This is a genomic window from Puerhibacterium sp. TATVAM-FAB25 (assembly GCF_046535855.1).
Classification (GTDB): domain Bacteria; phylum Actinomycetota; class Actinomycetes; order Actinomycetales; family Cellulomonadaceae; genus Puerhibacterium; species Puerhibacterium variabilis_A.
In genome coordinates this window covers 141,348-161,752 of sequence record NZ_JAXUAK010000006.1, presented here as the reverse complement: position 1 = coordinate 161,752, position 20,405 = coordinate 141,348, and the positions used below count along the sequence as shown (strand labels likewise).

General features: G+C 75.6%; 19 protein-coding genes. 5 read left to right on the top strand and 14 right to left on the bottom strand.

The genetic code is table 11. From position 1 onward, the window contains the following. Window positions 1–61 precede the first annotated feature (61 nt). Window positions 62–478 carry a hypothetical protein gene (locus tag U5M74_RS08265; RefSeq protein WP_410907945.1) on the top strand — a complete coding sequence of 139 codons (417 nt, stop codon included), beginning with the start codon at window positions 62–64 and terminating at the stop codon, window positions 476–478. A 376-nt stretch (window positions 479–854) separates the two neighbouring features. After that, window positions 855–3,152, top strand: a complete 2,298-nt coding sequence (locus tag U5M74_RS08260) for a RecQ family ATP-dependent DNA helicase (protein WP_410907994.1) — start codon at window positions 855–857, stop codon at window positions 3,150–3,152. A gap of 70 nt (window positions 3,153–3,222) precedes the next feature. Here U5M74_RS08260 and U5M74_RS08255 read toward each other — a convergent pair whose 3' ends face one another. Continuing rightward, entirely contained in the window at window positions 3,223–4,620 is a 1,398-nt protein-coding gene (locus U5M74_RS08255; protein ID WP_410907943.1) for an aldehyde dehydrogenase family protein, read from the bottom strand. Between the two features lie 129 nt (window positions 4,621–4,749). Between U5M74_RS08255 and U5M74_RS08250 the strand changes: the two genes are divergently transcribed. Both U5M74_RS08250 and U5M74_RS08245 read left to right on the top strand, forming a co-directional pair. After that, entirely contained in the window at window positions 4,750–5,715 is a 966-nt protein-coding gene (locus U5M74_RS08250) for a glycosyltransferase family 2 protein (RefSeq protein ID WP_410907941.1), read from the top strand. Between the two features lie 9 nt (window positions 5,716–5,724). Then, on the top strand, window positions 5,725–6,654 hold the full coding sequence (locus U5M74_RS08245; protein WP_410907939.1) for a glycosyltransferase family 2 protein: 930 nt from the start codon (window positions 5,725–5,727) through the stop codon (window positions 6,652–6,654). 50 nt (window positions 6,655–6,704) lie between these two features. Here U5M74_RS08245 and U5M74_RS08240 read toward each other — a convergent pair whose 3' ends face one another. Together U5M74_RS08240 and hisD are read right to left on the bottom strand one after the other, a co-directional pair. Next, window positions 6,705–7,334 carry an AAA family ATPase gene (locus tag U5M74_RS08240; RefSeq protein WP_410907937.1) on the bottom strand — a complete coding sequence of 210 codons (630 nt, stop codon included), beginning with the start codon at window positions 7,332–7,334 and terminating at the stop codon, window positions 6,705–6,707. Between the two features lie 10 nt (window positions 7,335–7,344). Next, a complete protein-coding gene (gene hisD / locus U5M74_RS08235) occupies window positions 7,345–8,670 on the bottom strand; it encodes a histidinol dehydrogenase (RefSeq protein WP_410907935.1) in 1,326 nt (441 codons plus the stop codon). 30 nt (window positions 8,671–8,700) lie between these two features. Here hisD and U5M74_RS08230 point away from each other — a divergent pair, with 30 nt between their 5' ends. Further along, the gene (locus tag U5M74_RS08230; protein ID WP_410907933.1) at window positions 8,701–8,934 is read left to right on the top strand and encodes an RNA-binding S4 domain-containing protein; all 234 of its coding nucleotides are present in this window, start codon (window positions 8,701–8,703) and stop codon (window positions 8,932–8,934) included. Between the two features lie 77 nt (window positions 8,935–9,011). Here U5M74_RS08230 and U5M74_RS08225 read toward each other — a convergent pair whose 3' ends face one another. The 11 genes from U5M74_RS08225 to U5M74_RS08175 all read right to left on the bottom strand — a co-directional run bounded on the left by U5M74_RS08225 (window position 9,012) and on the right by U5M74_RS08175 (window position 20,257). Beyond that, window positions 9,012–9,416 carry a pyridoxamine 5'-phosphate oxidase family protein gene (locus U5M74_RS08225; RefSeq protein WP_410907931.1) on the bottom strand — a complete coding sequence of 135 codons (405 nt, stop codon included), beginning with the start codon at window positions 9,414–9,416 and terminating at the stop codon, window positions 9,012–9,014. Window positions 9,417–9,465: 49 nt separating this feature from the next. Further along, window positions 9,466–10,020, bottom strand: a complete 555-nt coding sequence (locus U5M74_RS08220) for an NUDIX domain-containing protein (protein WP_410907929.1) — start codon at window positions 10,018–10,020, stop codon at window positions 9,466–9,468. Then, window positions 10,017–13,550, bottom strand: a complete 3,534-nt coding sequence (dnaE, locus tag U5M74_RS08215) for a DNA polymerase III subunit alpha (RefSeq protein ID WP_410907927.1) — start codon at window positions 13,548–13,550, stop codon at window positions 10,017–10,019. Before dnaE ends, U5M74_RS08220 begins: the two co-directional genes overlap by 4 nt. A 72-nt stretch (window positions 13,551–13,622) precedes the next feature. Then, window positions 13,623–15,317: an alpha-amylase family protein gene (locus U5M74_RS08210; RefSeq protein WP_410907925.1), complete on the bottom strand. Its 1,695-nt coding sequence runs from the start codon at window positions 15,315–15,317 to the stop codon at window positions 13,623–13,625. Then, complete coding sequence (locus U5M74_RS08205; protein ID WP_410907923.1) at window positions 15,314–16,342, bottom strand: TIGR03885 family FMN-dependent LLM class oxidoreductase; 1,029 nt, start codon at window positions 16,340–16,342, stop codon at window positions 15,314–15,316. Before U5M74_RS08205 ends, U5M74_RS08210 begins: the two co-directional genes overlap by 4 nt. A 47-nt stretch (window positions 16,343–16,389) precedes the next feature. Next, a complete protein-coding gene (locus U5M74_RS08200; protein WP_410907921.1) occupies window positions 16,390–16,866 on the bottom strand; it encodes a GNAT family N-acetyltransferase in 477 nt (158 codons plus the stop codon). After that, the gene (locus U5M74_RS08195; RefSeq protein ID WP_410907919.1) at window positions 16,859–17,791 is read right to left on the bottom strand and encodes an RluA family pseudouridine synthase; all 933 of its coding nucleotides are present in this window, start codon (window positions 17,789–17,791) and stop codon (window positions 16,859–16,861) included. Before U5M74_RS08195 ends, U5M74_RS08200 begins: the two co-directional genes overlap by 8 nt. Beyond that, the gene (gene lspA / locus U5M74_RS08190; RefSeq protein ID WP_410907917.1) at window positions 17,791–18,477 is read right to left on the bottom strand and encodes a signal peptidase II; all 687 of its coding nucleotides are present in this window, start codon (window positions 18,475–18,477) and stop codon (window positions 17,791–17,793) included. The genes U5M74_RS08195 and lspA overlap by 1 nt, the downstream gene beginning before the upstream one ends. Before the next feature lie 46 nt (window positions 18,478–18,523). Then, window positions 18,524–18,985, bottom strand: coding sequence for a TraR/DksA family transcriptional regulator (locus U5M74_RS08185; protein WP_410907915.1), 462 nt, complete (start codon window positions 18,983–18,985; stop codon window positions 18,524–18,526). A gap of 176 nt (window positions 18,986–19,161) precedes the next feature. Further along, window positions 19,162–19,809, bottom strand: coding sequence for a DivIVA domain-containing protein (locus U5M74_RS08180; protein WP_410907913.1), 648 nt, complete (start codon window positions 19,807–19,809; stop codon window positions 19,162–19,164). 157 nt (window positions 19,810–19,966) lie between these two features. After that, window positions 19,967–20,257, bottom strand: a complete 291-nt coding sequence (locus U5M74_RS08175; RefSeq protein WP_410907911.1) for a YggT family protein — start codon at window positions 20,255–20,257, stop codon at window positions 19,967–19,969. Window positions 20,258–20,405: the final 148 nt, after the last annotated feature.

Genomic DNA, 20,405 nt, shown 5'->3' with positions numbered 1-20,405 from the left:
CGGTCGGGTGGGGCGGTCGGGTGGGGCGACGGGCTGCCGCGGCCGGGCGCACGGTGGTTGCATGGTCATCATGACGTCGTCGCACGCGGGCGTGCCAGCGGCTCGGCCACCGGCCCGGGAGGTGGTCGCCGCGCGCCGGGTCGCGGCGCTCGCCGTGCTCGTCTCGGCGGTCGTGCACCTGGCGCTGTGGGCGGACGGGTACCGGGAGATCCCTGTCGTGGGCCCGCTGTTCCTGCTGCAGGCGGTCGCCGGCGTGGTGCTCGCGGTGCTGCTGGCGGCGTGGGTGCACTGGCTGCCGCCGCTGGGCGCCGTCGGCTACGGCGTGGCGACGCTCGGCGCCTACCTGCTGTCGTTGTCGGTCGGGTTCTTCGGCGTCCGGGAGCAGGTCGTGACCACCGAGGCGGCCGTGGCCGGGGTCGCCGAGCTGGTCGCCGCCGTCGCGGGCGCGGTGGTGCTCGTGCGCGGCCGGCGCGGCTGAGCCGGTCTCCCGGACGCGTCGTCGACGGACGCGTCGTCCCCGGCCCCGTCGTCGACGGCCGCGTCGTCCACAGCCACCGGGGCGCGGGCCCGCGACGTCGGCGGCGACGCCTACGATCGTGCGGGTGAGCGACCCGAACGCCGACCCGTACTCCGACCTCGTGTTCGTGCCCACCGAGCCGCCGGACGACGACGTCCCGCCGCCGCCGGACGAGGCGCCGGAGCAGGCGCCCGAGCCGGTGCCGGGAGCCGGCGGCGCCGCGCGCGACGGGCGGGCGGCCGCGCCGCCGCAGGCTCCCAGCACCGAGAATGGGACCGGGACCGGGGGCGCCCCCGGTGCCGGGGCGGGCGACTCCGCGCGCCGGGCCAAGCTCGCCATGCTGCGCGGGCTGCTGGACAGCACGTCCGGCGCCGACGGCGGGCCCAGCACGCTGCGCGAGCAGGCCGAGGCGGCGCTGCGCGCCCTGGTGGGCCGCGAGGACGCGGCGCTGCGCGAGGACCAGTGGACGGCGATCGAGGCCCTGGTGGCGTTCCACCGCCGCGCGCTGGTCGTGCAGCGCACCGGGTGGGGCAAGTCCGCCGTCTACTTCGTGGCCACGTCGCTGCTGCGCGCCCGCGGCGCCGGCCCCACGATCATCGTCTCGCCGCTGCTGGCGCTCATGCGCGACCAGATCGCCGCCGCCGCCCGCGCGGGCATCCGCGCCGTGACGATCAACTCCGCCAACGTCACCGAGTGGGACCAGGTGCACGCGCAGATCGCCGCCGGCGAGGTCGACGTGCTGCTGTGCTCGCCGGAGCGGCTCAACAACCCGGGCTTCCGCGACGAGGTGCTGCCGCGGCTGGCGGCCGACGCCGGCCTGGTCGTGGTCGACGAGGCGCACTGCATCTCCGACTGGGGGCACGACTTCCGCCCTGACTACCGCCGCATCCGCACGCTGCTCGCCGACCTGCCCGCCGGCATCCCCGTGCTCGCGACGACGGCCACGGCGAACGCGCGCGTGACCCGCGACGTGGCCGAGCAGCTCGCGGTGCGCGCCGACGGCACGGCCGCCGACGACGTGCTCGTGCTGCGCGGCGGGCTGGACCGGGAGTCGCTGCACCTGGCCGTGCTCGAGCTGGCGGACCAGCCCACCCGCGTGGCGTGGCTGGCGGAGACGCTCCAGGACGTCGAGGGCTCGGGCATCGTGTACTGCCTCACCGTCTCGGCCGCCGAGCAGGTCGCCGAGCAGCTGCGCTCGGCCGGCCTCGCGGTGGCCGCGTACACCGGCCGCACCGACCCCACGGAGCGGGAGTCGCTCGAGGAGGACCTCAAGGCCAACCGGGTCAAGGCCCTGGTGGCGACGTCCGCGCTCGGCATGGGCTTCGACAAGCCCGACCTGGGCTTCGTCGTGCACCTCGGCGCGCCCAGCTCCCCCATCGCCTACTACCAGCAGGTCGGCCGCGCCGGCCGCGGCGTCGACGACGCCGTGGTCGTGCTGCTGCCCGGCCAGGAGGACCGGGCGATCTGGGACTGGTTCGGCTCCCAGGCGTTCCCGGCCGAGGACCAGGTGCGCGCCACGCTGGCGGCGCTCGCCGGCGCCGGGTCCCCGCTGTCGACGGCGGCGCTGGAGACGCAGGTCGACCTCAAGCGCTCACGCCTGGAGACCATGCTCAAGGTGCTCGACGTCGACGGCGCCGTCCGCCGCGTGCAGGGCGGCTGGGTCGCGACCGGCCGCGAGTGGGCCTACGACGCCGAGCGCTACGCCCGTGTCGAGGCCGCCCGCGAGGCCGAGCAGCGCGCCATGCTCGACTACGTCGCCACGCCCGGCTGCCGGATGGCGTTCCTGCGCGCCCAGCTCGACGACCCGGAGCTGCCGGACGGCTGGCGCTGCGGCCGGTGCGACCGCTGCGACGGGGTGAACCTGCCCGAGCCGCCCGACCCGGAGGCCGTGGCCGCCGCCCGCGCGGAGATGGACCGCCCGGGCGTCGAGATCGAGCCGCGCAAGATGTGGCCCTCCGGGCTGGCCTCCCTCGGCCTGGAGCTCAAGGGCCGGCTCGCGGCCGGCGAGCTCGCCGAGCCGGGGCGCGCCGTCGCCCGCCTCGACGGGCTGGGCTGGTCCGGCCCGCTGCGTGACCTGCTCGCCCCCGGCGCGCCCGACGGCGAGGTGCCCGTGCCGCTGCGTCGCGCCGCGGCCCGCGTGCTCGACGACTGGGACGCCCTGCGGGAGGCCGCCGCGGACGGCGGCGCGGACGGGGCCGGCGGCGGTGCTGCGGTACCCGGCGCCGGGGACGGCGCGGACGAAGCCGCCGGCGACGGGGGCGGCGCGGACGCCGAGCGGCGGCTGCTCGTCGAGGGCGTCGTCGCGGTGCGGTCGGTGACCCGCCCGCAGCTGACCTACCACCTGGCCAGCGGGCTCGCGGCCTACCTGAGCGTGCCGCTCATCGGGGCGGTCGGCCCCGTGCCGGGCCAGGAGCAGCCCGGCCGCCACGACGTCAACTCGGCCATGCGCCTGGCCGGGGTCGCGCGCCGCCTGCGTCTCGAGCTCGGCGAGGGCGCGCTGCGCGGCCTGCCCGGGCGCACCGTGCTGCTCGTGGACGACTGGACCGAGTCGGGCTGGACCCTCACGGTCGCCGCCCGGCTGCTGCGCCAGGCCGGCGCCGCACGCGTGCTGCCGTTCGTCCTGGGCGTGCGCTGAGCCGCCGCCGCGCCGGGACGACGCGCAGGAGCACCGCGCAGGAGAAGCGCGCGCCGTCCCGCTCCGCGGCTCAGAGCCCCTCGAGGTGCACCGCCTTGCGCACCGTCATCTCGTCCAGCAGGTCCGGCCCGTAGCCGGCCCCGCCGCCGCTGCCCCGGCGCGGGTCCGCGGAGCCGCCCGGTGCGCCGCCGAACACGGCGTTGACCTTCACGGTGCCGACCTCGAGCACGTCGGCCGCGCGCAGCGCGTGGTCGAGGCGCGGCGTGAGCACGGTCGCCGCGAGCCCGTACGCCGACGCCGACGCCCGGCGCAGCGCCTCGTCGAAGTCGGCCACCCGCACCACGGGCGCCACCGGGCCGAAGGTCTCCTCGCGCAGCAGGGCCACGTCGTCCGGGCAGCGGTCGAGCACCGTGGGGGCGTAGTAGCTGCCGTCCCGCTCGAGCCGGCGGCCGCCGGTGACCACCTGCGCGCCCGCCTCGACGGCCTCGGCGACGTGCGCCGCGACCACGGCGAGCTGGTCGTCGTCGACCAGGGGGCCCATCGTCGTCGACGGGTCCGCGGGGTCCCCGACGACGAGCGCCTCGGCCCGCCGGGCGAGCTCGGCCACGAGCGCGTCGGCGACCTCCTCGACGACGTAGACCCGCTCGACGGCGGTGCACAGCTGGCCGGCGTTGGTGAAGGCGCCCGTGGCGATCTGCGCGGCGGCCTCGACCGGGTCGACGCCGGCGTCCACCACGATCGGGTCCTTGCCGCCGTTCTCGAGCAGCGCTCGGGCGCCCCGGGCGCCGACGGCGGCGGCGATGCGCCGGCCGGCCGCCGTGGAGCCGACGTGCGCCACCAGCGCGACGTCCTCGTGCTCCACCAGCGCCTGGCCCGTGGCGCCGTCGCCGCTGACCACCTGCAGCACGCCGGCCGGCAGCGCGCCGGCGACCAGCTCGGCCAGCCGCACGCCGGGCGCGTCGCTGCGCTCGGACGGCTTGTGCACCACGGTGTTGCCCGTCACCAGCGCGGCGGCGAGCAGGCCCGCCGCCGCCGGGTACGGGTCGTTCCAGGGGGTGATGACGGCGACCACGCCGCGGGGCTCCCGGCGCACGACGTCGACCGCCGTGGCGTCGCCGGCCAGCACCCGGCCGGCGCGGCCCAGGCCGGCCACGGCCGCCTCCTCGAGCAGGTCGGCGGCGACGGCCGCGGAGTCGCGGGACTCGCCCAGCAGGCGGCCGGTGGTCGCGCACAGCAGGTCGCCCAGCTCGTCCGCCGCCGCCCGCACGGCCGCTGCCGCCGCGCGCAGCATCCCGGCCCGTGCGGCGGGCGCCGTGGCGCGCCAGCCCGGGTACGCCTCGCGGGCGGCGCGCACCGCCGCGTCCACCTCGGCGGCGTCGGCGCACGCCACGGCGCGGCCGGGCCGGCCGGTGACGGGGTCGGGCCGCTCGAGCGTCCGTGGGGCGGTGCGGGCAGCGGTCGTGGTCATGTACGGGCCTCCTCGACGCCGGGGAGCACGGCGCGCGCCGTGCGGGGGCGGCACGAGCCTCGCGCGCGGGCGGCGCGCTCGCCATCGATGACGGTTGCGAGCGGGCCGTGCGTGCACGAGAACGGCACCGTGACCGCACGCCGCACCCCCGCCCCCGACAGCCCGCCTGCCTCGGCCCCCGACAGCACCGGACCCGACGACCGCGTCGCGGTCGTGATCATCACCCGCGACCGGCGGGCGGAGCTGCTGCACACGCTCGACCGGCTCGCCGCGCTGCCGGAGCGTCCGCACGTCGTCGTCGTGGACAACGCGTCCGCCGACGGGACGGCGGCGGCCGTGCGGGCCCGCCACCCCGAGGTCGAGGTCGTCGAGGCGAGCGCCAACCTCGGCGCGGTGGGGCGCAACGTCGGCGTCGAGCAGATCGCGCGCCGCGGCACGCCGTACGTCGCGTTCTGCGACGACGACACGTGGTGGGACCCCGGCTCGCTGCGCCGCGTCGCCGACGCCCTGGACGCGCACCCGCGCCTGGCGGTCGTCACCGCCCGCATCGTCGTGGAGCCCGCGGGCACGGAGGACCCGATCGTGCGCGAGCTGCGCGAGTCGCCGGTGCGCCCCAGCGTGCCGCTGCCCGGGCCCGCGCTCGGCAGCTTCCTCGCCGGCGCCTCGGCCGTGCGGGTCGAGGCCTTCCGCGAGGTCGGCGGGTTCTCCCCGCGGCTGTGGCTCGGCGGCGAGGAGGAGCTGCTGGCCGCCGACCTGGCCACGGCCGGGTGGGAGCTGTGCTACCTCGAGGACCTCACGGTCCACCACGCGGCCTCGCTCGTGCGCGACCGCGCGTCGCGGGCGCGCGAGGGCATCCGCAACACGCTGTGGTTCACCTGGTTGCGCCGCCCGGTCGCGGCAGCGCTGCGCCGGACGTGGCACGTCGTGCGCGGCCTGCCTCGCACACCCGCCGCCGGGCTCGGCGTCCTCGACGCGGTGCGGGGCCTGCCGTGGGTGCTGCGGGAGCGGCGGCCGCTGCCGCCGCGCGTCGAGGCGCGCTTCCGCGCGCTGGAGGAGCCGCAGCGCCGGTCGGCCGCGCGGCGGTACGGGATCTGAGGGGGCGACGTGACACAGCCGGAGACGCAGCAGGTGCCGCAGGCGCAGGAGCGGGCGCGGACGGCCGGGGCGACGGCCCCGGACGCCGCCCCGAAGGTGGAGGACGCGCGCGTGTCGGTGGTGGTCATGAGCCGCGACCGGCGCGACGACCTGGCCGCGAGCATGCGGCGCCACCGCGCGCCGGTGGTGTTCGTCGACAACGCGTCGGCGGACGGCAGCCCGGAGGTCGTGCGGCGCGTGCGCCCGGACGCGCGCGTCGTGCGGCTGCGGGAGAACCGCGGCGCCGTGGCGCGGAACGTGGGCGTCCGCGAGGCCGCCACCCCGTACGTCGCCTTCGCCGACGACGACTCGTGGTGGGCGCCGGGCTCCCTGTGCGCCGCCGCCGACCTGCTCGACGCCCACCCCCGGGTGGCCGTCGTCCAGGCCCGCGTCCTCGTGGGCCCGCAGGAACGCGAGGACTCGTTCATGGCGGTGCTGCGCGACTCGCCCCTCGAGCGGGGCTCGCTGCCCGGGCCCCGGCTGCTCGGCTTCGTCGCCTGCGGTGCCGTGGTGCGGCGCACCGCCTTCCTCGACGCGGGCGGGTTCGACCCTGCGGTGCCGTTCCCGGGCGAGGAGGAGGTGCTCACGCTGCGGCTCGCCGGCCTCGGCCGGGCCGTGGTCTACGCGGACCACCTGGTGGCGCACCACCACCCGGCGACGTCGCGGCACTCCCCCGACGCCCGCCGGCGCGCCGTCGCGCGCTCGGCCCTCACCAGCGCCCTGCTGCTGCGGCCCTGGCGGGTGGTGGGCGCCCGGCTGCGCGCGTCGTTGGCGGCCGGCGGGAGGCACCACCTGGCCGCCGCCCTGCCGACGGCCCGGCAGGCGGTCTCTGCGCTGCGCCGGCGACGGCGGCTGCCCGCCGCGGTCGAGCGGGACCTGCGGGTCGTGGGCCAGGGCTGAGATCCCGGGCGGGCCCGGCGGCGCGCCCGCGGGTGCGGGCGCTCGGCACACTATTCCTGCGGGAGGGCGTCCGCGCCCGCAGGCTCGGCCGCCGCGACCTCGTCGGTCGGCGCGGCCATCGCGATGCGCTCGAGCGCGTCCGCCACGGCGGGCACCGGCGCACGCGTGTCGAGGACGTGCGACGCCTCGGCGCGCAGCCGCGGCTCCAGGGTCGCCACGTGGTGCAGCACCGTCGCCCGGCCCAGCGGGTCCTTGCCGAACGGGTTGTCCGTCCGCTGCGCGATGCGCGCCAGCAGCAGGTCGGCCGGCGCGGTGAGCAGCACGACGGCGTCGAACCGGTCGTACAGGCGGGCCTGGTTCACCACCGTGCCGGCCACGAACAGCGCGCGCGAGGCCGGGGCGGCGGCCCGCTCCCCCGCGGGGCCGCCGCCGCGGTGCCCGTCGAGCAGCGCGGCGACCCGCTCGAGGTCCCACTCCTGCGACCAGCCGATCGGCGTCGCGGGGTCGCGCAGCAGCCGGGTGTAGCCGCCGTGGTCGAGGTCGACCGTCCGGTGGCCGCGCTCCGCGAGCGCCCGCAGCGCCGTCGACTTGCCGGCGCCGGACATCCCGGTGAGCAGCACGACGCGCCGGGCGCCGGCGTCGCGGCCGGGCGCCGTCGAGCCCTGCCGCCCGCCGGGCACGCGGCGGGTCCTAGTGGAACCGCCCGCGCACGGCCTCGCCGTGTGCCGGCAGGTCCTCGTCGCCGGCGAGCGCGACGATGCGGCCCGCCAGCTCGCCGAGCGCGTCGCGGGAGTACTCGATGACCTGCACCGACTTGAGGAACGACAGCACGCCGAGCGCGCTGGCGTAGCGGGCGGTGCCGCCGGTGGGCAGCACGTGGTTGGACCCGGCCATGTAGTCGCCGAGCGACACCGGCGACCACGGGCCGACGAAGATCGCGCCGGCGTTGTGCACGCGGTCGGCGAGCGCCGCCGCGTCGGCGGTCTGGATCTCCAGGTGCTCCGCGCCGTAGGCGTCGACCACGGCGAGGCCCTGCTCGAGGTCGTCGACCATCACGATGGCCGACTGCGGGCCGCCCAGCGCCTGCAGCACGCGGCTGGAGTGCTTGGTCGCGTCCGCGAGGTCGACGAGCCGCGCCTCGACGGCCGAGGCGAGCTCGACCGACGGCGTCACGAGCACGGACGCGGCCATGGGGTCGTGCTCCGCCTGGCTGATCAGGTCGAGGGCCACGTGCGTGGGGTCCGCCGTCGCGTCGGCGAGGACGGCGATCTCGGTGGGCCCGGCCTCCGCGTCGATGCCGACGACGCCGCGCACCAGGCGCTTGGCGGCGGCGACGTAGACGTTGCCCGGGCCGGTGATGACGTCGACCGGCTCGCACAGCACGGTCCCGTCCTGCGGCTCGCTGCCCTCGGCGCCGTAGGCGAACATCGCGACCGCCTGGGCGCCGCCGACGGCGTAGACCTCCTCGACCCCCAGCAGCGCGCACGCGGCGAGGATGGTGGGGTGCGGCAGGCCGCCGTGCTCCTTCTGCGGGGGCGACGTGACGGCCAGGCCGGGCACGCCGGCCTCCTGCGCCGCCACGACGTTCATGATCACCGACGACGGGTAGACCGCCAGGCCGCCGGGGACGTACAGGCCGACGCGCTCGACGGGCACGTAGCGCTGGCGCACGACGGCGCCGTCGGCGAGCCGGGTGGTGTGCTCCGGCGGCACCTGCGCGCCGTGCACGGCCCGCACGCGCCGGATCGCCTCCTCCAGCGCCTCGCGGAGCGGGGCCTCGAGGGCGGCGAGCGCCGCGTCCAGAGCAGCCCGCGGCACGCGCAGGTCCTGGGGCCGCACGCCGTCGAACCGCTCGGCGACGTCGCGCAGGGCGGCCGCACCGCGGCGACGCACGTCCGCGACGATCGGCCCGACCGCGGCGAGCGCGTCGTCGACCCCGACCTCCGCCCGCGGCACCACCGCGAGAAGCTCCCGGCGGGAGAGGGTCTGGCCACGAAGGTCGATGCGCTGGATCACGCGGCCAGTCTAGGCGGGGAGAATAGGGTCATGACCCGTCCCAGCGCCCCGCCCGTCCCGATCCGCGACGACGTCATCCGCCTCGGGCAGTTCCTCAAGCTCGCCGGGCTCGCGGAGACCGGCACGCACGCTCGCGACCTGGTCAGCGACGGCGAGGTCCAGGTCAACGGCGAGGTCGAGACGCGCCGCGGCCGCCAGCTGGTGCGCGGCGACGTGGTGACCGTCAGCGGCCCGCAGGGCGAGGAGTCGGCGCAGGTCGGCTGACCGCGCCGCCCGGCGCCGGGCCCGTCGAGGTGCTGGGCCGCCGCGTCGTCGGCCGCCTGGCCGTCGGTTCCGGACCGTCAGTCCATGTAGGTGCTGGCCATCGCGCGGTCGGCCACGAGCCGCAGCACCACGCGCTGCGGGTCGGGCTCGAGCCGGTGGTAGCGCCGCTCGTGCCGCGCGACGGCGTCCGCCACCGCCTCCGCCGACTCGTCGACCTCGATCGTGCCCTCGATGGTGAGCCAGCGCCCGCCGTCGACCTGGCACAGCGCCGCGCGCGTCGGCGCGCCCGACGCCGTGCGGCGGCGGGCGTTCGCGGCCTTGGCGGAGGTGCGCTCCGTGGTCATCAGCGCCACGCCGCGGGCCGCGTCCCAGCTGAACCGCACCGGCGTCACGTGCGGCGAGCCGTCAGCGCGCAGCGTGGTGAGCGTGGCGAGGTGCCGCTCGGTGACGAAGACGAGCTGTTCGGGGTTCAGGCGCAGCACGGGCCGAGCGTAGCCGCGCGCGCCCCCGGCCGGTCCGCGGCGCCGGTGCTCAGGCGCCGGCGCCCGGGCCGAACCCGTCGGTCAGCAGCCGCGGCACGTCGCCGCCCGGCCCGGCCGCGCGCAGCGCCTCGAGCACGCGCCGCTCGTGCGGCACCACGGGGTCCGGCAGCGCGTCGAGCGGGAACCACCGCACGGCCGCCGCCTTGGCCGCCTCGGCGAGCCGCGGCGTGCCGCCCCACCGCCTCGCCGCGAAGAAGACGTCGACGCGCTGCTCGAGCGCGGGCCCGCCCGGCTGCCCGCGGTGCATCACGGTGACGGGCACGAGGTCGCCCGGTGCGACGACGACGTCGAGCTCCTCGCGCGCCTCGCGCACCGCGGCGGCCACCACGGACTCCCCCGGCTCGACGTGCCCCGCCGCGGCGGCGGCCCAGTGCCCGTCCATGAAGCCGGTGCCCTGCCGCAGCTGCAGCAGCACCTCCTCGCGCGCCCGGCCGCCGTCGTCGACGGACCGGCGCAGGTAGACGTACGCCGCCGGCACGACGCGGAAGCGGTGGTCGGCGGAGCCGTCGTCCCAGCCGCCCCGCAGCGGCCCCGGGCCGCTCACCCGAGGCAGCTCGGCCCGAGCAGCGCCTTGAGGTCGCCGAACAGCGCGGGCGACTTCTCCACGCGCAGGGCGTCCGCGGCGCGCACGACGGTGCGCTTGCCCGGCTCGGCGACGGTGATGTGCACCTCGGCCGACCCGGGGTGCGTGGCCAGGACCTCGCGCAGCCGGGCCATGGTCGGCTCGACGCAGCGGGTGTGCGGCACGGTGACCTGGACCGGCGCGTCGGCCACTGCCGAGGTGTCCGGCAGCGACACCTCCATGGCCTGCAGCGACAGCTGGTCGTCGCGCCGGCGCACCCGGCCGCGGATCGCCACCACCTGGTCCTCCGCGAGCGCCGTGGAGTAGGCCAGGTACGTCTCGCCGAAGAACATCACCTCGACGGAGCCCTCGAGGTCCTCGAGGGTCACGGCCGCCCAGGGGTTGCCGTTCTTGCTCATCTTGCGCTGCAGCGACGTGATGAGGCCGGCCACCGTGACGACCGAGTTCTCCGCCCGCCCCTCGTCCGTGACCAGCGAGGCGATCGAGGTGTCCGCCGACCGCGCGAGCACGTGCTCGAGCCCGGACAGCGGGTGGTCGGACACGTACAGGCCGAGCATCTCGCGCTCGAACGCGAGCTTCTGCTTCTTCTCCCAGTCCGGCAGGTCCGGGACCTCGACGGCGAAGGAGACGGCCGGCTCGTCGTCGTCGCTGCCGAAGCCGGCGAACAGGTCGAACTGGCCCTCGGCCTCCTTGCGCTTGACGGAGATGACCGAGTCCACGGCCTGCTCGTGCACCACGAGCAGCGCGCGGCGGGCGTGGCCGAGCGAGTCGAACGCGCCGGCCTTGATCAGCGACTCGATGGTGCGCTTGTTGCACACCACGGCCGGGACCTTGTCGAGGAAGTCGGTGAACGAGGTGAAGGCGCCCTTCTCCTCGCGGGCGGCGATGATCGCCTCGACCACGTTGGTGCCGACGTTGCGCACGCCGGACAGGCCGAACCGGATGTCCTGGCCCACGGCGGTGAACTTGGCGGCCGAGTCGTTGACGTCCGGCGGGAGCACGGTGATGTGCATCCGGCGGCACTCGTTGAGGTAGAGGGCGAGCTTGTCCTTGTCCTCTCGGGTGGACTGCAGCAGGCCCGCCATGTACTCGGCCGGGTAGTTCGCCTTGAGGTAGGCGGTCCAGTACGACACCAGGCCGTAGCCGGCGGAGTGCGCCTTGTTGAAGGCGTAGCCGGCGAACGGGACGAGGGTGTCCCACACCGCCTGGATGGCGCCGTCGGAGTAGCCCCGCTCGCGCATGCCCGCCTGGAAGGGCACGAACTCCTTGTCGAGGATCTCCTTCTTCTTCTTGCCCATCGCGCGGCGCAGCAGGTCGGCCTGGCCGAGCGAGTACCCCGCGAGCACCTGCGCCGCCTTCTGCACCTGCTCCTGGTACACGATGAGGCCGTAGGTGGTGTCCAGGACCTCCGCGAGCGGCTCGGCCAGCTCCGGGTGGATCGGGGTGATCTCCTGCAGGCCGTTCTTGCGCAGCGCGTAGTTCGTGTGCGAGTTCATGCCCATCGGCCCGGGCCGGTACAGGGCGATGACCGCGGAGATGTCCTCGAAGTTGTCGGGACGCATCTGGCGCAGCAGGGCGCGCATCGGGCCGCCGTCGAGCTGGAACACGCCGAGCGTGTCGCCGCGCCCGAGCAGCTCGTAGGTCGCCCTGTCGTCGAGCGCGACGTGCTCGATCGCGACGGGGTCCTTGCCGTTGTTGACGATGTTCTCGAGCGCGTCGTCGAGGATCGTGAGGTTGCGCAGCCCGAGGAAGTCCATCTTGATCAGGCCGAGGCCCTCGGACGTCGGGTAGTCGAACTGCGTGATGACCGCGCCGTCCTGCGGGCGCTTCATGATCGGGATGATGTCGATCAGCGGCTCGCTGGACATGATGACGCCGGCGGCGTGCACGCCCCACTGCCGCTTCAGGCCCTCGATGCCGCGGGCGAGCTCGACGACGCGCTGCGCCTCCGGGTCGGTGTCGTGGACCTGGCGGAACTCGCCGGCCTCGGGGTAGCGCGGGTGCTGCGGGTCGAAGATGCCGGACAACGGGATGTCCTTGCCCATCACCGCCGGCGGCATGGCCTTGGTGAGCTTCTCCCCCATCGCGAACGGCATGCCGAGCAGGCGGGCGGAGTCCTTGATGGCCTGCTTGGCCTTGATGGTGCCGTAGGTGACGATCTGGGCCACGCGGTCCGAGCCGTACTTCTCGGTGACGTACCTGATCGCCTCGCCGCGCCGGCGCTCGTCGAAGTCGACGTCGACGTCGGGCATCGACACGCGCTCGGGGTTGAGGAACCGCTCGAAGATCAGGCCGTGCTCGAGCGGGTCGAGCTCGGTGATGCCCATGAGGTAGGACACCATCGAGCCGGCCGCCGAGCCGCGGCCCGGCCCGACGCGGATGCCCTGCGCCTTGGACCAGTTGATGAAGTCGGCGACCACGAGGAAGTACCCCGGGAAGCCCATCTGGATGATGACGTCGGTCTCGTACTTGGCCTGGGCCCGCACGGCGTCGGACGCGCCCTGCGGGTAGCGCCGCTCGATGCCCCGCTCGACCTCCTTGACGAACCAGGAGATCTCGTCCTCGCCCTCGGGGACCGGGAACTTCGGCATGTAGTTGGCCTGGGTGTCGAACGAGACGTCGCACTTCTCCGCGATGAGCAGCGTGTTGCTCACCGCCTCGGGCAGCTCGCGGAACAGGTGCGCCATCTCTGCCGACGACTTCACGTAGTAGCCGGTGCCGTCGAACTTGAAGCGGTTCGGGTCGTCGAGCGTCGAGCCGGAGTTGATCGCGAGCAGCGCCTCCTGGCTGGTCGCGTCCTCCTCCTTGACGTAGTGCAGGTCGTTGGTGGCCACGAGCGGCGCGCCGATCTGCTTCGCCAGGCGCAGCAGGTCCTGGGTGACCCGGGTCTCGATGTCCAGGCCGTGGTCCATCAGCTCGACGTAGAAGTCGTCCTTGCCGAAGATGTCCTGCAGCTCGCCGGCCGCGCGCAGCGCCTCGTCGTACTGGCCCAGGCGCAGACGGGTCTGGATCTCCCCCGACGGGCAGCCCGAGGTGGCCATGAGCCCCGGGCTGTAGCGCTCGAGCAGCTCGCGGTCCATGCGGGGCCACTTGCCCATCTGCCCCTCGAGGGACGCCAGCGACGACGCCCGGAAGAGGTTGTGCATGCCGTCGTTGTTCTTCGCCCACAGGGTCATGTGGGTGTACGCGCCGCGGGCCGAGACGTCGTCGGCCTCCTGGCCCTGCTGGCCGTAGCGCACGCGCTTCTGGTCGAACCGGCTCGTGCCGGGCGTGACGTACGCCTCGACGCCGATGATCGGCTTGATGCCCTTCTTGGTCGCCTGCGACCAGAACTCGAAGGCGCCGAACAGGTAGCCGTGGTCGGTGATCGCCACGGCCTTCTGCCCCTGCGCCGCGACCTCGTCGACGAGGTCCCCGATGCGCGCCGCCCCGTCGAGCATCGAGAACTCGGAGTGCACGTGCAGGTGGACGAAGTCCGGCGAGTCTGGCATGCGGTCGAGTCTAGGAGCCTCCGCCGACACCCGGGGCGCCCCGCGAGCGCCGCCTCCCCTGGGCCTGCCGCCCTACAGGAGCCGCCGCGACCCCGGCCGTACCACGCGCAGCCACCGGTAGCCGTAGGCGTCCAGCGCGACCTCCGCCCCGCCGTCCGCGGCGACGTCGTACGCGTCGTCCGCCAGCAGGTCGACGAGCCGGACGCCCTCGTCGCAGTCGTCGAGCCGCAGGGGCACCACGACCGGCTCCGGCCCGAGGTTGTGCAGCGCGACCATCGACGCGTCGTCCCACGTGCTGCGGTGGGCCAGCACCGCGGCGTGCGGCTGGTCGAGGACCTCGACCTCCTCGGCCCAGCCGAGCTCCGGGCACTCCCGGTACCGGCGCACGAGCGTCTGCACGAACGTCAGGAGCGAGCCGCCGTCGCGGCGCTGGTCGGCGACGTTGACGTGCTCCGGCCCGAACCCGCCGTCGGTCACGGGCCCGGCGAGCCGCCGCGGCTCCGCGCGGGAGAAGCCGCCGTTGGGTCCCGAGGTCCACTGCATCGGCGTGCGGACCGCGAGCCGGCCCTCGGCGGCGAGGTTCTCCCCCATGCCGATCTCCTCGCCGTAGAACAGCACCGGGGTGCCGGGCAGCGCGAAGAGCAGCGAGTAGACCATGCGGACCCGGCGCGGGTCCCCGTCGAGCATCGGCGGCAGCCGGCGGCGCAGGCCGCGGCCGTACAGCTGCATGTCGGGGTCGGGGCCGAAGGCGGCGAACACCTCCTGGCGCTCGTCCTCGTCGAGCTTGTCGAGCGTCAGCTCGTCGTGGTTGCGCACGAACGTGGCCCACTGCGCGTCGCGCGGGATGCGCGGGCGCTGCGCGAGCGTGCGGGCGATCGGCCCGGCGTCCTGCCGGGCCAGCGCCAGGTACAGGTGCTGCATGCCGACGAAGTCGAACTGCAGGGTGAGCTCGGGCCCGTCGTCCTCGCCGTCGCCGTCCCCGTCGCCGAAGAACTGCAGCTGCTGGTCGTACGGGAGGTTCACCTCGCCCATGAGGATCGCGTCGCCCGCGCGGCGGGTGAGCAGCGCGCGCAGCTCCTTGAGGTACTGGTGCGGGTGCTCGACGTCGTCGTCCGGGTTCGCCGCCGTGTCGGCGAGGAAGAACGGGACGGCGTCGACACGGAAGCCGGACAGCCCGAGCTCGGCCCAGTACCCGACGACCTTGGCGATCATGTCCCGGACCTTCGGGTTCGCCGTGTTGAGGTCGGGCTGGTGGCGGTAGAAGCGGTGGCGGTACCACTCGCCGGTGCGCTCGTCCCTCGTCCAGATGCCCTCCTCCTTGTCGGGGAAGACGACCTGGTCGGAGGTGTCGGGCGGCGGGTCCGAGCGCCACACGTAGAAGTCGCGGAAGGCGTTGTCCTTGCTGCTGCGGGCGGCCTGGAACCACGGGTGCTCGGCAGAGGTGTGGTTGACGACCAGGTCGGCGATGACCCGGATGCCCCGGTCGCGCGCCGTGCGGACGAGCTCGACGAGGTCGCCGGCGTCGCCCAGGCGCGGGTCGACGCCGAAGAAGTCGGTGATGTCGTAGCCGTCGTCGAGGTCGGCGGTCGGGTAGAAGGGCATGAGCCACAGGCACGTGACCCCGAGGTCGGCCAGGTGGTCGATGCGCTGGACCAGGCCGGGCAGGTCGCCGACGCCGTCGTCGTCCCAGTCCATGAACGTCTCGACGTCGAGGCAGTAGACGACGGCGTTCTTCCACCACAGGTCGCCGGTGTCGCGGATCCTCATGCCAGGCCCTTCAGCTGGGGGACGAGGTGCTCGGCGGCCATGTCGAGGAACGCGTCGAGGGTCGCGCTGCGAGGCGTCGCGGCCGGGGCGGCGTCGTCGTGCTTGTCGTGGCCGGGCCGCGGGTCGGTCGCGACCTGGTGGAGGTAGACGGCGTCGAAGCCGATCTCCACCAGCGCCGCCAGCCGGTCGCGCAGGCGGGCCGGGTCGTGCTCCACGAGCACGCTGGCGCGGATCTTCGCGTCGTCCATGGACGCCGCGCGGGCGTCGAACTCCTCGGGCGTCTGGATGTCCCAGGCGAGCGGCGGGCCGAACGCGTTCCCGCGCCACTGCTCGCGCGCGACGCCGATCGCCGTCTCGGGGTCCGGTGCCCAGCACACGTGCACCTGCAGGGCGACGGTGCCGCGGCCGCCCGCGTCGCGGTAGGCGCGGACCACCTTCTCGAGCACCTCGGGCGGCTGGTTCACGGTCACGAGGCCGTCGGCCCAGTCGGCGTGCCGCCGCGCCGTCTCCGGCGTGACGGCGGGCCCGATCAGCAGGGGGCGGACGTCGGGCAGCGTCCAGAGCTTGGCCTCGTGCACCCGCACGAGCCCCTCGTGCGTCACCTCCTCGCCGTCGAGCAGGGCCCGGATGACGTCCACGCACTCGCGCAGCCGGGCGTCCCGCACGTCCTTGGCCGGCCACCCGTCGCCCGTGATGTGCTCGTTGAGGTTCTGCCCGCTGCCCAGGGCGACCCAGAACCGCCCCGGGAACATCGCGCCGAGCGTCGCCGCCGCCTGGGCGATCACCGCCGGGTGGTACCGCTGCCCAGGGGCGTTCACGACGCCGAAGGGCAGTCCGGTCGTGGCCATCGCGGCGCCGAGCCACGACCACGCGTAGCCGGAGTGGCCCTGCGCGGCGCCCCACGGCGCCCAGTGGTCGGAGCACATGGCGGCGTCGAAGCCGGCCTCCTCGGCACGCCGGGCGGCGGCCAGGAGCGCGGCGGGATGGACCTGCTCGTGCGAGTGGTGGAAGCCGACGACGGTCATGGCCCCCGTTCCTACCGGCAAGGGCGCAGGCTCGCCCGTCGAGCGCCCTACCCGACCACCTTCGCCGCGTCGCGGTGCTCGATGCCGGCGTCGAGGTGGACGGGGCCGGTCACCGCGTACCCGAGGCGCTCGTAGAACCCGATCGCCGGCACCTGCGCGGACAGCAGCACCGTCACGGTCCCGTCCGGGCCCGGGTGCTCGGCCAGCGCCACCTCCTCGAGCGCGCGCATCAGCGCCGCACCCGTCCCCGTGCCGCGCGCCCCGGCCGCGACGGCGACCCGCCCGACGTGCACCTCGCCCGGGTGCACCGGGTCGGTGAGCAGGCGCGCGGTGCCGACGACGTCGCCGCCGTCCGTCCGCCGAGCGACGACGTGCGTCGTCGTCGGCGCATGGTCGAGCTCGTCCAGCTCGAGCTCGGCGGGCACCCGCTGCTCGACCACGAACACCGCCGTGCGGAGGGCGAACGCCTCGGCGAGCTGCTCGGGCGTCGTCGCCCGCTCGACCCGCACGGCCGGGTCAGCCACCGTACGCACCCCGGACCACCTCGAGGGCGTGGCCCAGGTCCTCGGGATAGGCCGACTCCACCTCGACCCACCGGCCGGCCATCGGGTGCTCGAAGCCCAGCCGCACGGCGTGCAGCCACTGGCGGGTCAGCGCCACCTTGGACGCCAGCACCGGGTCGGCGCCGTAGGTGAGGTCGCCCACCAGCGGGTGGCGCAGCGCGGAGAAGTGCACGCGGATCTGGTGCGTGCGGCCCGTCTCGAGGTGCACCTCGACCAGCGAGGCGGCCGGCAGCATCTCCAGCACCTCGTAGTGGGTCACCGACGGCTTGCCGTCCGCGACGACGGCGAACCTGTAGTCGGCGCTGGGGTGCCGGCCGATCGGCGCGTCGATCGTGCCCACCGTGGGCTCCGGGTGGCCCTGGGCCAGGGCGTGGTAGACCTTGTCCACCGTGCGCTCCTTGAACGCCCGCTTGAGCGCCGAGTACGCCGCCTCGCTCTTGGCCACGACCATCAGCCCCGAGGTCCCCACGTCGAGGCGGTGCACGATGCCCTGGCGCTCCGCGGCGCCCGAGGTGGACACCCGGTACCCGGCCGCGGCGAGCGCGCCGACGACCGTCGGGCCGGTCCAGCCGGGCGACGGGTGGGCCGCGACCCCGACCGGCTTGTCCACCACGACGACGTCGTCGTCCTCGTAGGCGATGCCCATCCCGGGCACCGGCTCGGGCTCCGGCGCGGGCGCGCTCCGCGGGTCGGGCACGTCGACCTCGAGCCAGCCGCCGGCCGCCAGCCGGTCGGACTTGCCGACCTCGCGCCCGTCGAGGCGCACCGCGCCCGCGGCGGCCAGCTCGGCGGCCTGGGTGCGGGAGAAGCCGAGCATGCGGGCGAGCGCGGCGTCCACGCGCTCACCGGCGAGCCCGTCGGGCACCGGCAGCGTGCGCAGCGCCATCAGGCCTCCTCGGAGCGCTCGGCCGGGCGGGCGGGGGCTCCGCCGTCGGGCTCGGCGCCGGTGGCCGCCGGGTCCGCGTGCCCCGGGGTCTCCGCCCCCTCCGCGTCCTGCCGGCCCGCCGCGTCCTCCTGGCCCTCCTGGCCCTCCCGGCCCTCCGCGTCCTTCTCCCCCTCGCGGCGCCCGTCCACGCCGATGCCGCGCAGCGAGAGCAGGATGATGAGCCCGGCCGCCACCACGATGGCGATGTCGGCGACGTTGCCGACGAAGAAGCCGGCGTAGTCGATGAAGTCGACGACGTGGCCGCGGGCGAAGCCGGGCTCGCGCGCGAGCCGGTCGACGAGGTTGCCGAGCGCCCCGCCGAGCAGCAGGCCGAGCGCCACGGCCCAGCCGCGCGACCCGATGCGGCGCATCTGGCGCACGATGACCACGACCACCGCCACCACGACGACGGTGAGCACGCCGGTCATGCCGGTGCCGATGGACAGCGCGGCGCCGGGGTTGAAGATCAGCCGGAGCGACAGCAGGTCGCCGACCAATCGGACCGGCTCGCCGCCCTCGACGAGCGCCGACGTCGCCCACCACTTGGTGAGCTGGTCGGCGGCCAGGACGACGGCGGTCAGGACGGCGGCGAGCGCGGTCAGGCGCCGCGACCGCGCAGAGGCCCGGGGGGCGGGGGTTCTGGACATCGCCCGCCAGTCTAGGGGCGGCGGACGCCCCCACCGGCCGACGACGTCAGCGTCGCTCCTCGCGCGCCTTCGCCTCGACCGACAGGGTGGCCCGGGGGAACGCCTGCAGTCGCGCCTTGCCGATCGGCAGGCCGGTGATCTCGCAGGTGGCGTACGTGCCCGCCTTGATGCGCTCGATGGCGTGGCGCGTCTGGGCGAGCAGGTCGCGCAGGTTGTTCACGAGCGTCAGCTCGTGCTCGCGCTCCAGGGCGCTCGAGCCGTAGTCGGCCTGGTCGTCGCCGGCGCCGTCGCCGGAGTTGCGCAGCAGGTCGCTGAGCTCCTTGTCGGCCGCGGCCAGCTCGGCCTCCAGCCGGACGCGGTCCTCGAGCAGCAGCACCGCCAGCTCCTCGATCTCGGCGAGGGTCCAGGGTTCCTCGCCGTCGCGCACGGGGAAGCGCTCGACGTCGCGGGCGAGGTTCGGGAACGTCTGGGTGATCGCGGCACGCGCGGTGGTCGAAGGCTTCGTCATCGCTGCCCCTTGTCGGCCCGCTCCTCGCCCGGCTGGCTACGGAGTCCCCGCAGCGTAAGTGCGCGGACCGGCCCGCACAACCCACGCCGCACCTCGGGTGCGGGTGGTTGTGCGGGCCGGTCCGGACGGGGTCGGAGGCGACCCACGGCCGCGACGCGCGCGGCCCGGTGCCGCCGTCAGATCTGCGGCGTCGCGGCCTGCGCGTTGTTGCGCGGCGGGAGCGCGGAACCGCGGGCGTCGAGGTCGCCGAGCAGGTTCTGCAGGAAGCTCTTGAGGCGCGTGCGGTAGTCGCGCTCGAACAGGCGCAGCTCGTCGATCTTGCGCTCCAGGAGCGAGCGCTCCTGCTCGAGCTGCGACAGCGTGCGGTGGCTGGTCTCCTCGGCCTCGCGGACGATGCGCGCCCCCTCGGCCTTGGCCTCGGAGATGAGCCGGTCGCCCTCCTCCTGGCCGGAGCGGACGTAGTCGTCGTGGAGCTTCTGGGCCAGCTGCAGCATGCCGGTCGCGGACTCGGGCTCCGCGGCCCGCGGCGCGGGGGCCGGAGCCGGCGTGGGCGCCGGGGCCGGCGTGGGCGCCGGGGCCGGAGCCGGGGCGGCGACCGGGGCGGGCTTCGCGGCGGCGGCGGCGTCCGAGCGGGAGAGCTCGGCGACCCGGCGCTCGGCGGCGGCCAGCTTGGACCGCAGGTCCTCGTTCTCCTCCTGGACGGCCGTGAGGGTCCGCACCACCTCGTCGAGGAAGTCGTCGACCTCCTCCACGTCGTAGCCCTCGCGGAACTTCGTCGCCGAGAACTTCTTGTTCAGGATGTCCTCTGCTGTGAGCAGCGCCATCGTGTGTCACCTCGTTGCCGTCGGTTGTCCGGTCGTCGGTGACCCACGGTAGCGGACGACCCCCGGCGAAGCCGCGCGCGCACCAGCGCGTCGGCGTGCCGCACACGATTCCTGCACAAGCACGGACGCGGGCGCCGCGCCGGGGCCGGAGCGCTGGTCAGCGCCCGAGCTGGGTGAAGACGTTGGAGGCCACGAGGACGACGAAGAACAGGATCATGAAGCCGAGGTCCAGCCCCACGTTGCCGAGGCGCAGGGGCGGGATCACACGGCGCAGCGCACGCAGCGGCGGGTCGGTCACGGTGTAGACGCCCTCGGCGAGGACGAGCACGACCCCCCGCGGCCGCCAGTCGCGCGCGAAGTACTGCACCCAGTCGAGGACCATGCGCACGACCAGGCACAGCAGGTACAGCCACAGGACCAGCCCGATGAGGCTGAAGATGACGCTCACGGGCACCAACCTACGGGATCGGGGGCCTCCGGGCGGCGGCGCGCGGCCGGTCCCCGGCGCGGCGCGCAGCCGGGGCCGCAGGGCGGGGAGGCACGACGACGGCGGGCACCCCGCGGGGTGCCCGCCGTCGGCAGGCGTCGGGACGGCG

Coding starts and splice junctions, on each gene's coding strand:
- dnaE (WP_410907927.1), bottom strand. CDS start 13,550: ATGCCAGACTCGCCGGACTTCGTCCACCTGCACGTGCACTCCGAGTTC.
- U5M74_RS08230 (WP_410907933.1), top strand. CDS start 8,701: ATGACCCGTCCCAGCGCCCCGCCCGTCCCGATCCGCGACGACGTCATC.
- U5M74_RS08210 (WP_410907925.1), bottom strand. CDS start 15,317: ATGAGGATCCGCGACACCGGCGACCTGTGGTGGAAGAACGCCGTCGTC.
- U5M74_RS08255 (WP_410907943.1), bottom strand. CDS start 4,620: ATGACCACGACCGCTGCCCGCACCGCCCCACGGACGCTCGAGCGGCCC.
- U5M74_RS08260 (WP_410907994.1), top strand. CDS start 855: ATGCTGCGCGGGCTGCTGGACAGCACGTCCGGCGCCGACGGCGGGCCC.
- lspA (WP_410907917.1), bottom strand. CDS start 18,477: ATGTCCAGAACCCCCGCCCCCCGGGCCTCTGCGCGGTCGCGGCGCCTG.
- U5M74_RS08265 (WP_410907945.1), top strand. CDS start 62: ATGGTCATCATGACGTCGTCGCACGCGGGCGTGCCAGCGGCTCGGCCA.
- U5M74_RS08205 (WP_410907923.1), bottom strand. CDS start 16,342: ATGACCGTCGTCGGCTTCCACCACTCGCACGAGCAGGTCCATCCCGCC.
- U5M74_RS08180 (WP_410907913.1), bottom strand. CDS start 19,809: ATGGCGCTGCTCACAGCAGAGGACATCCTGAACAAGAAGTTCTCGGCG.
- U5M74_RS08195 (WP_410907919.1), bottom strand. CDS start 17,791: ATGGCGCTGCGCACGCTGCCGGTGCCCGACGGGCTCGCCGGTGAGCGC.
- U5M74_RS08185 (WP_410907915.1), bottom strand. CDS start 18,985: ATGACGAAGCCTTCGACCACCGCGCGTGCCGCGATCACCCAGACGTTC.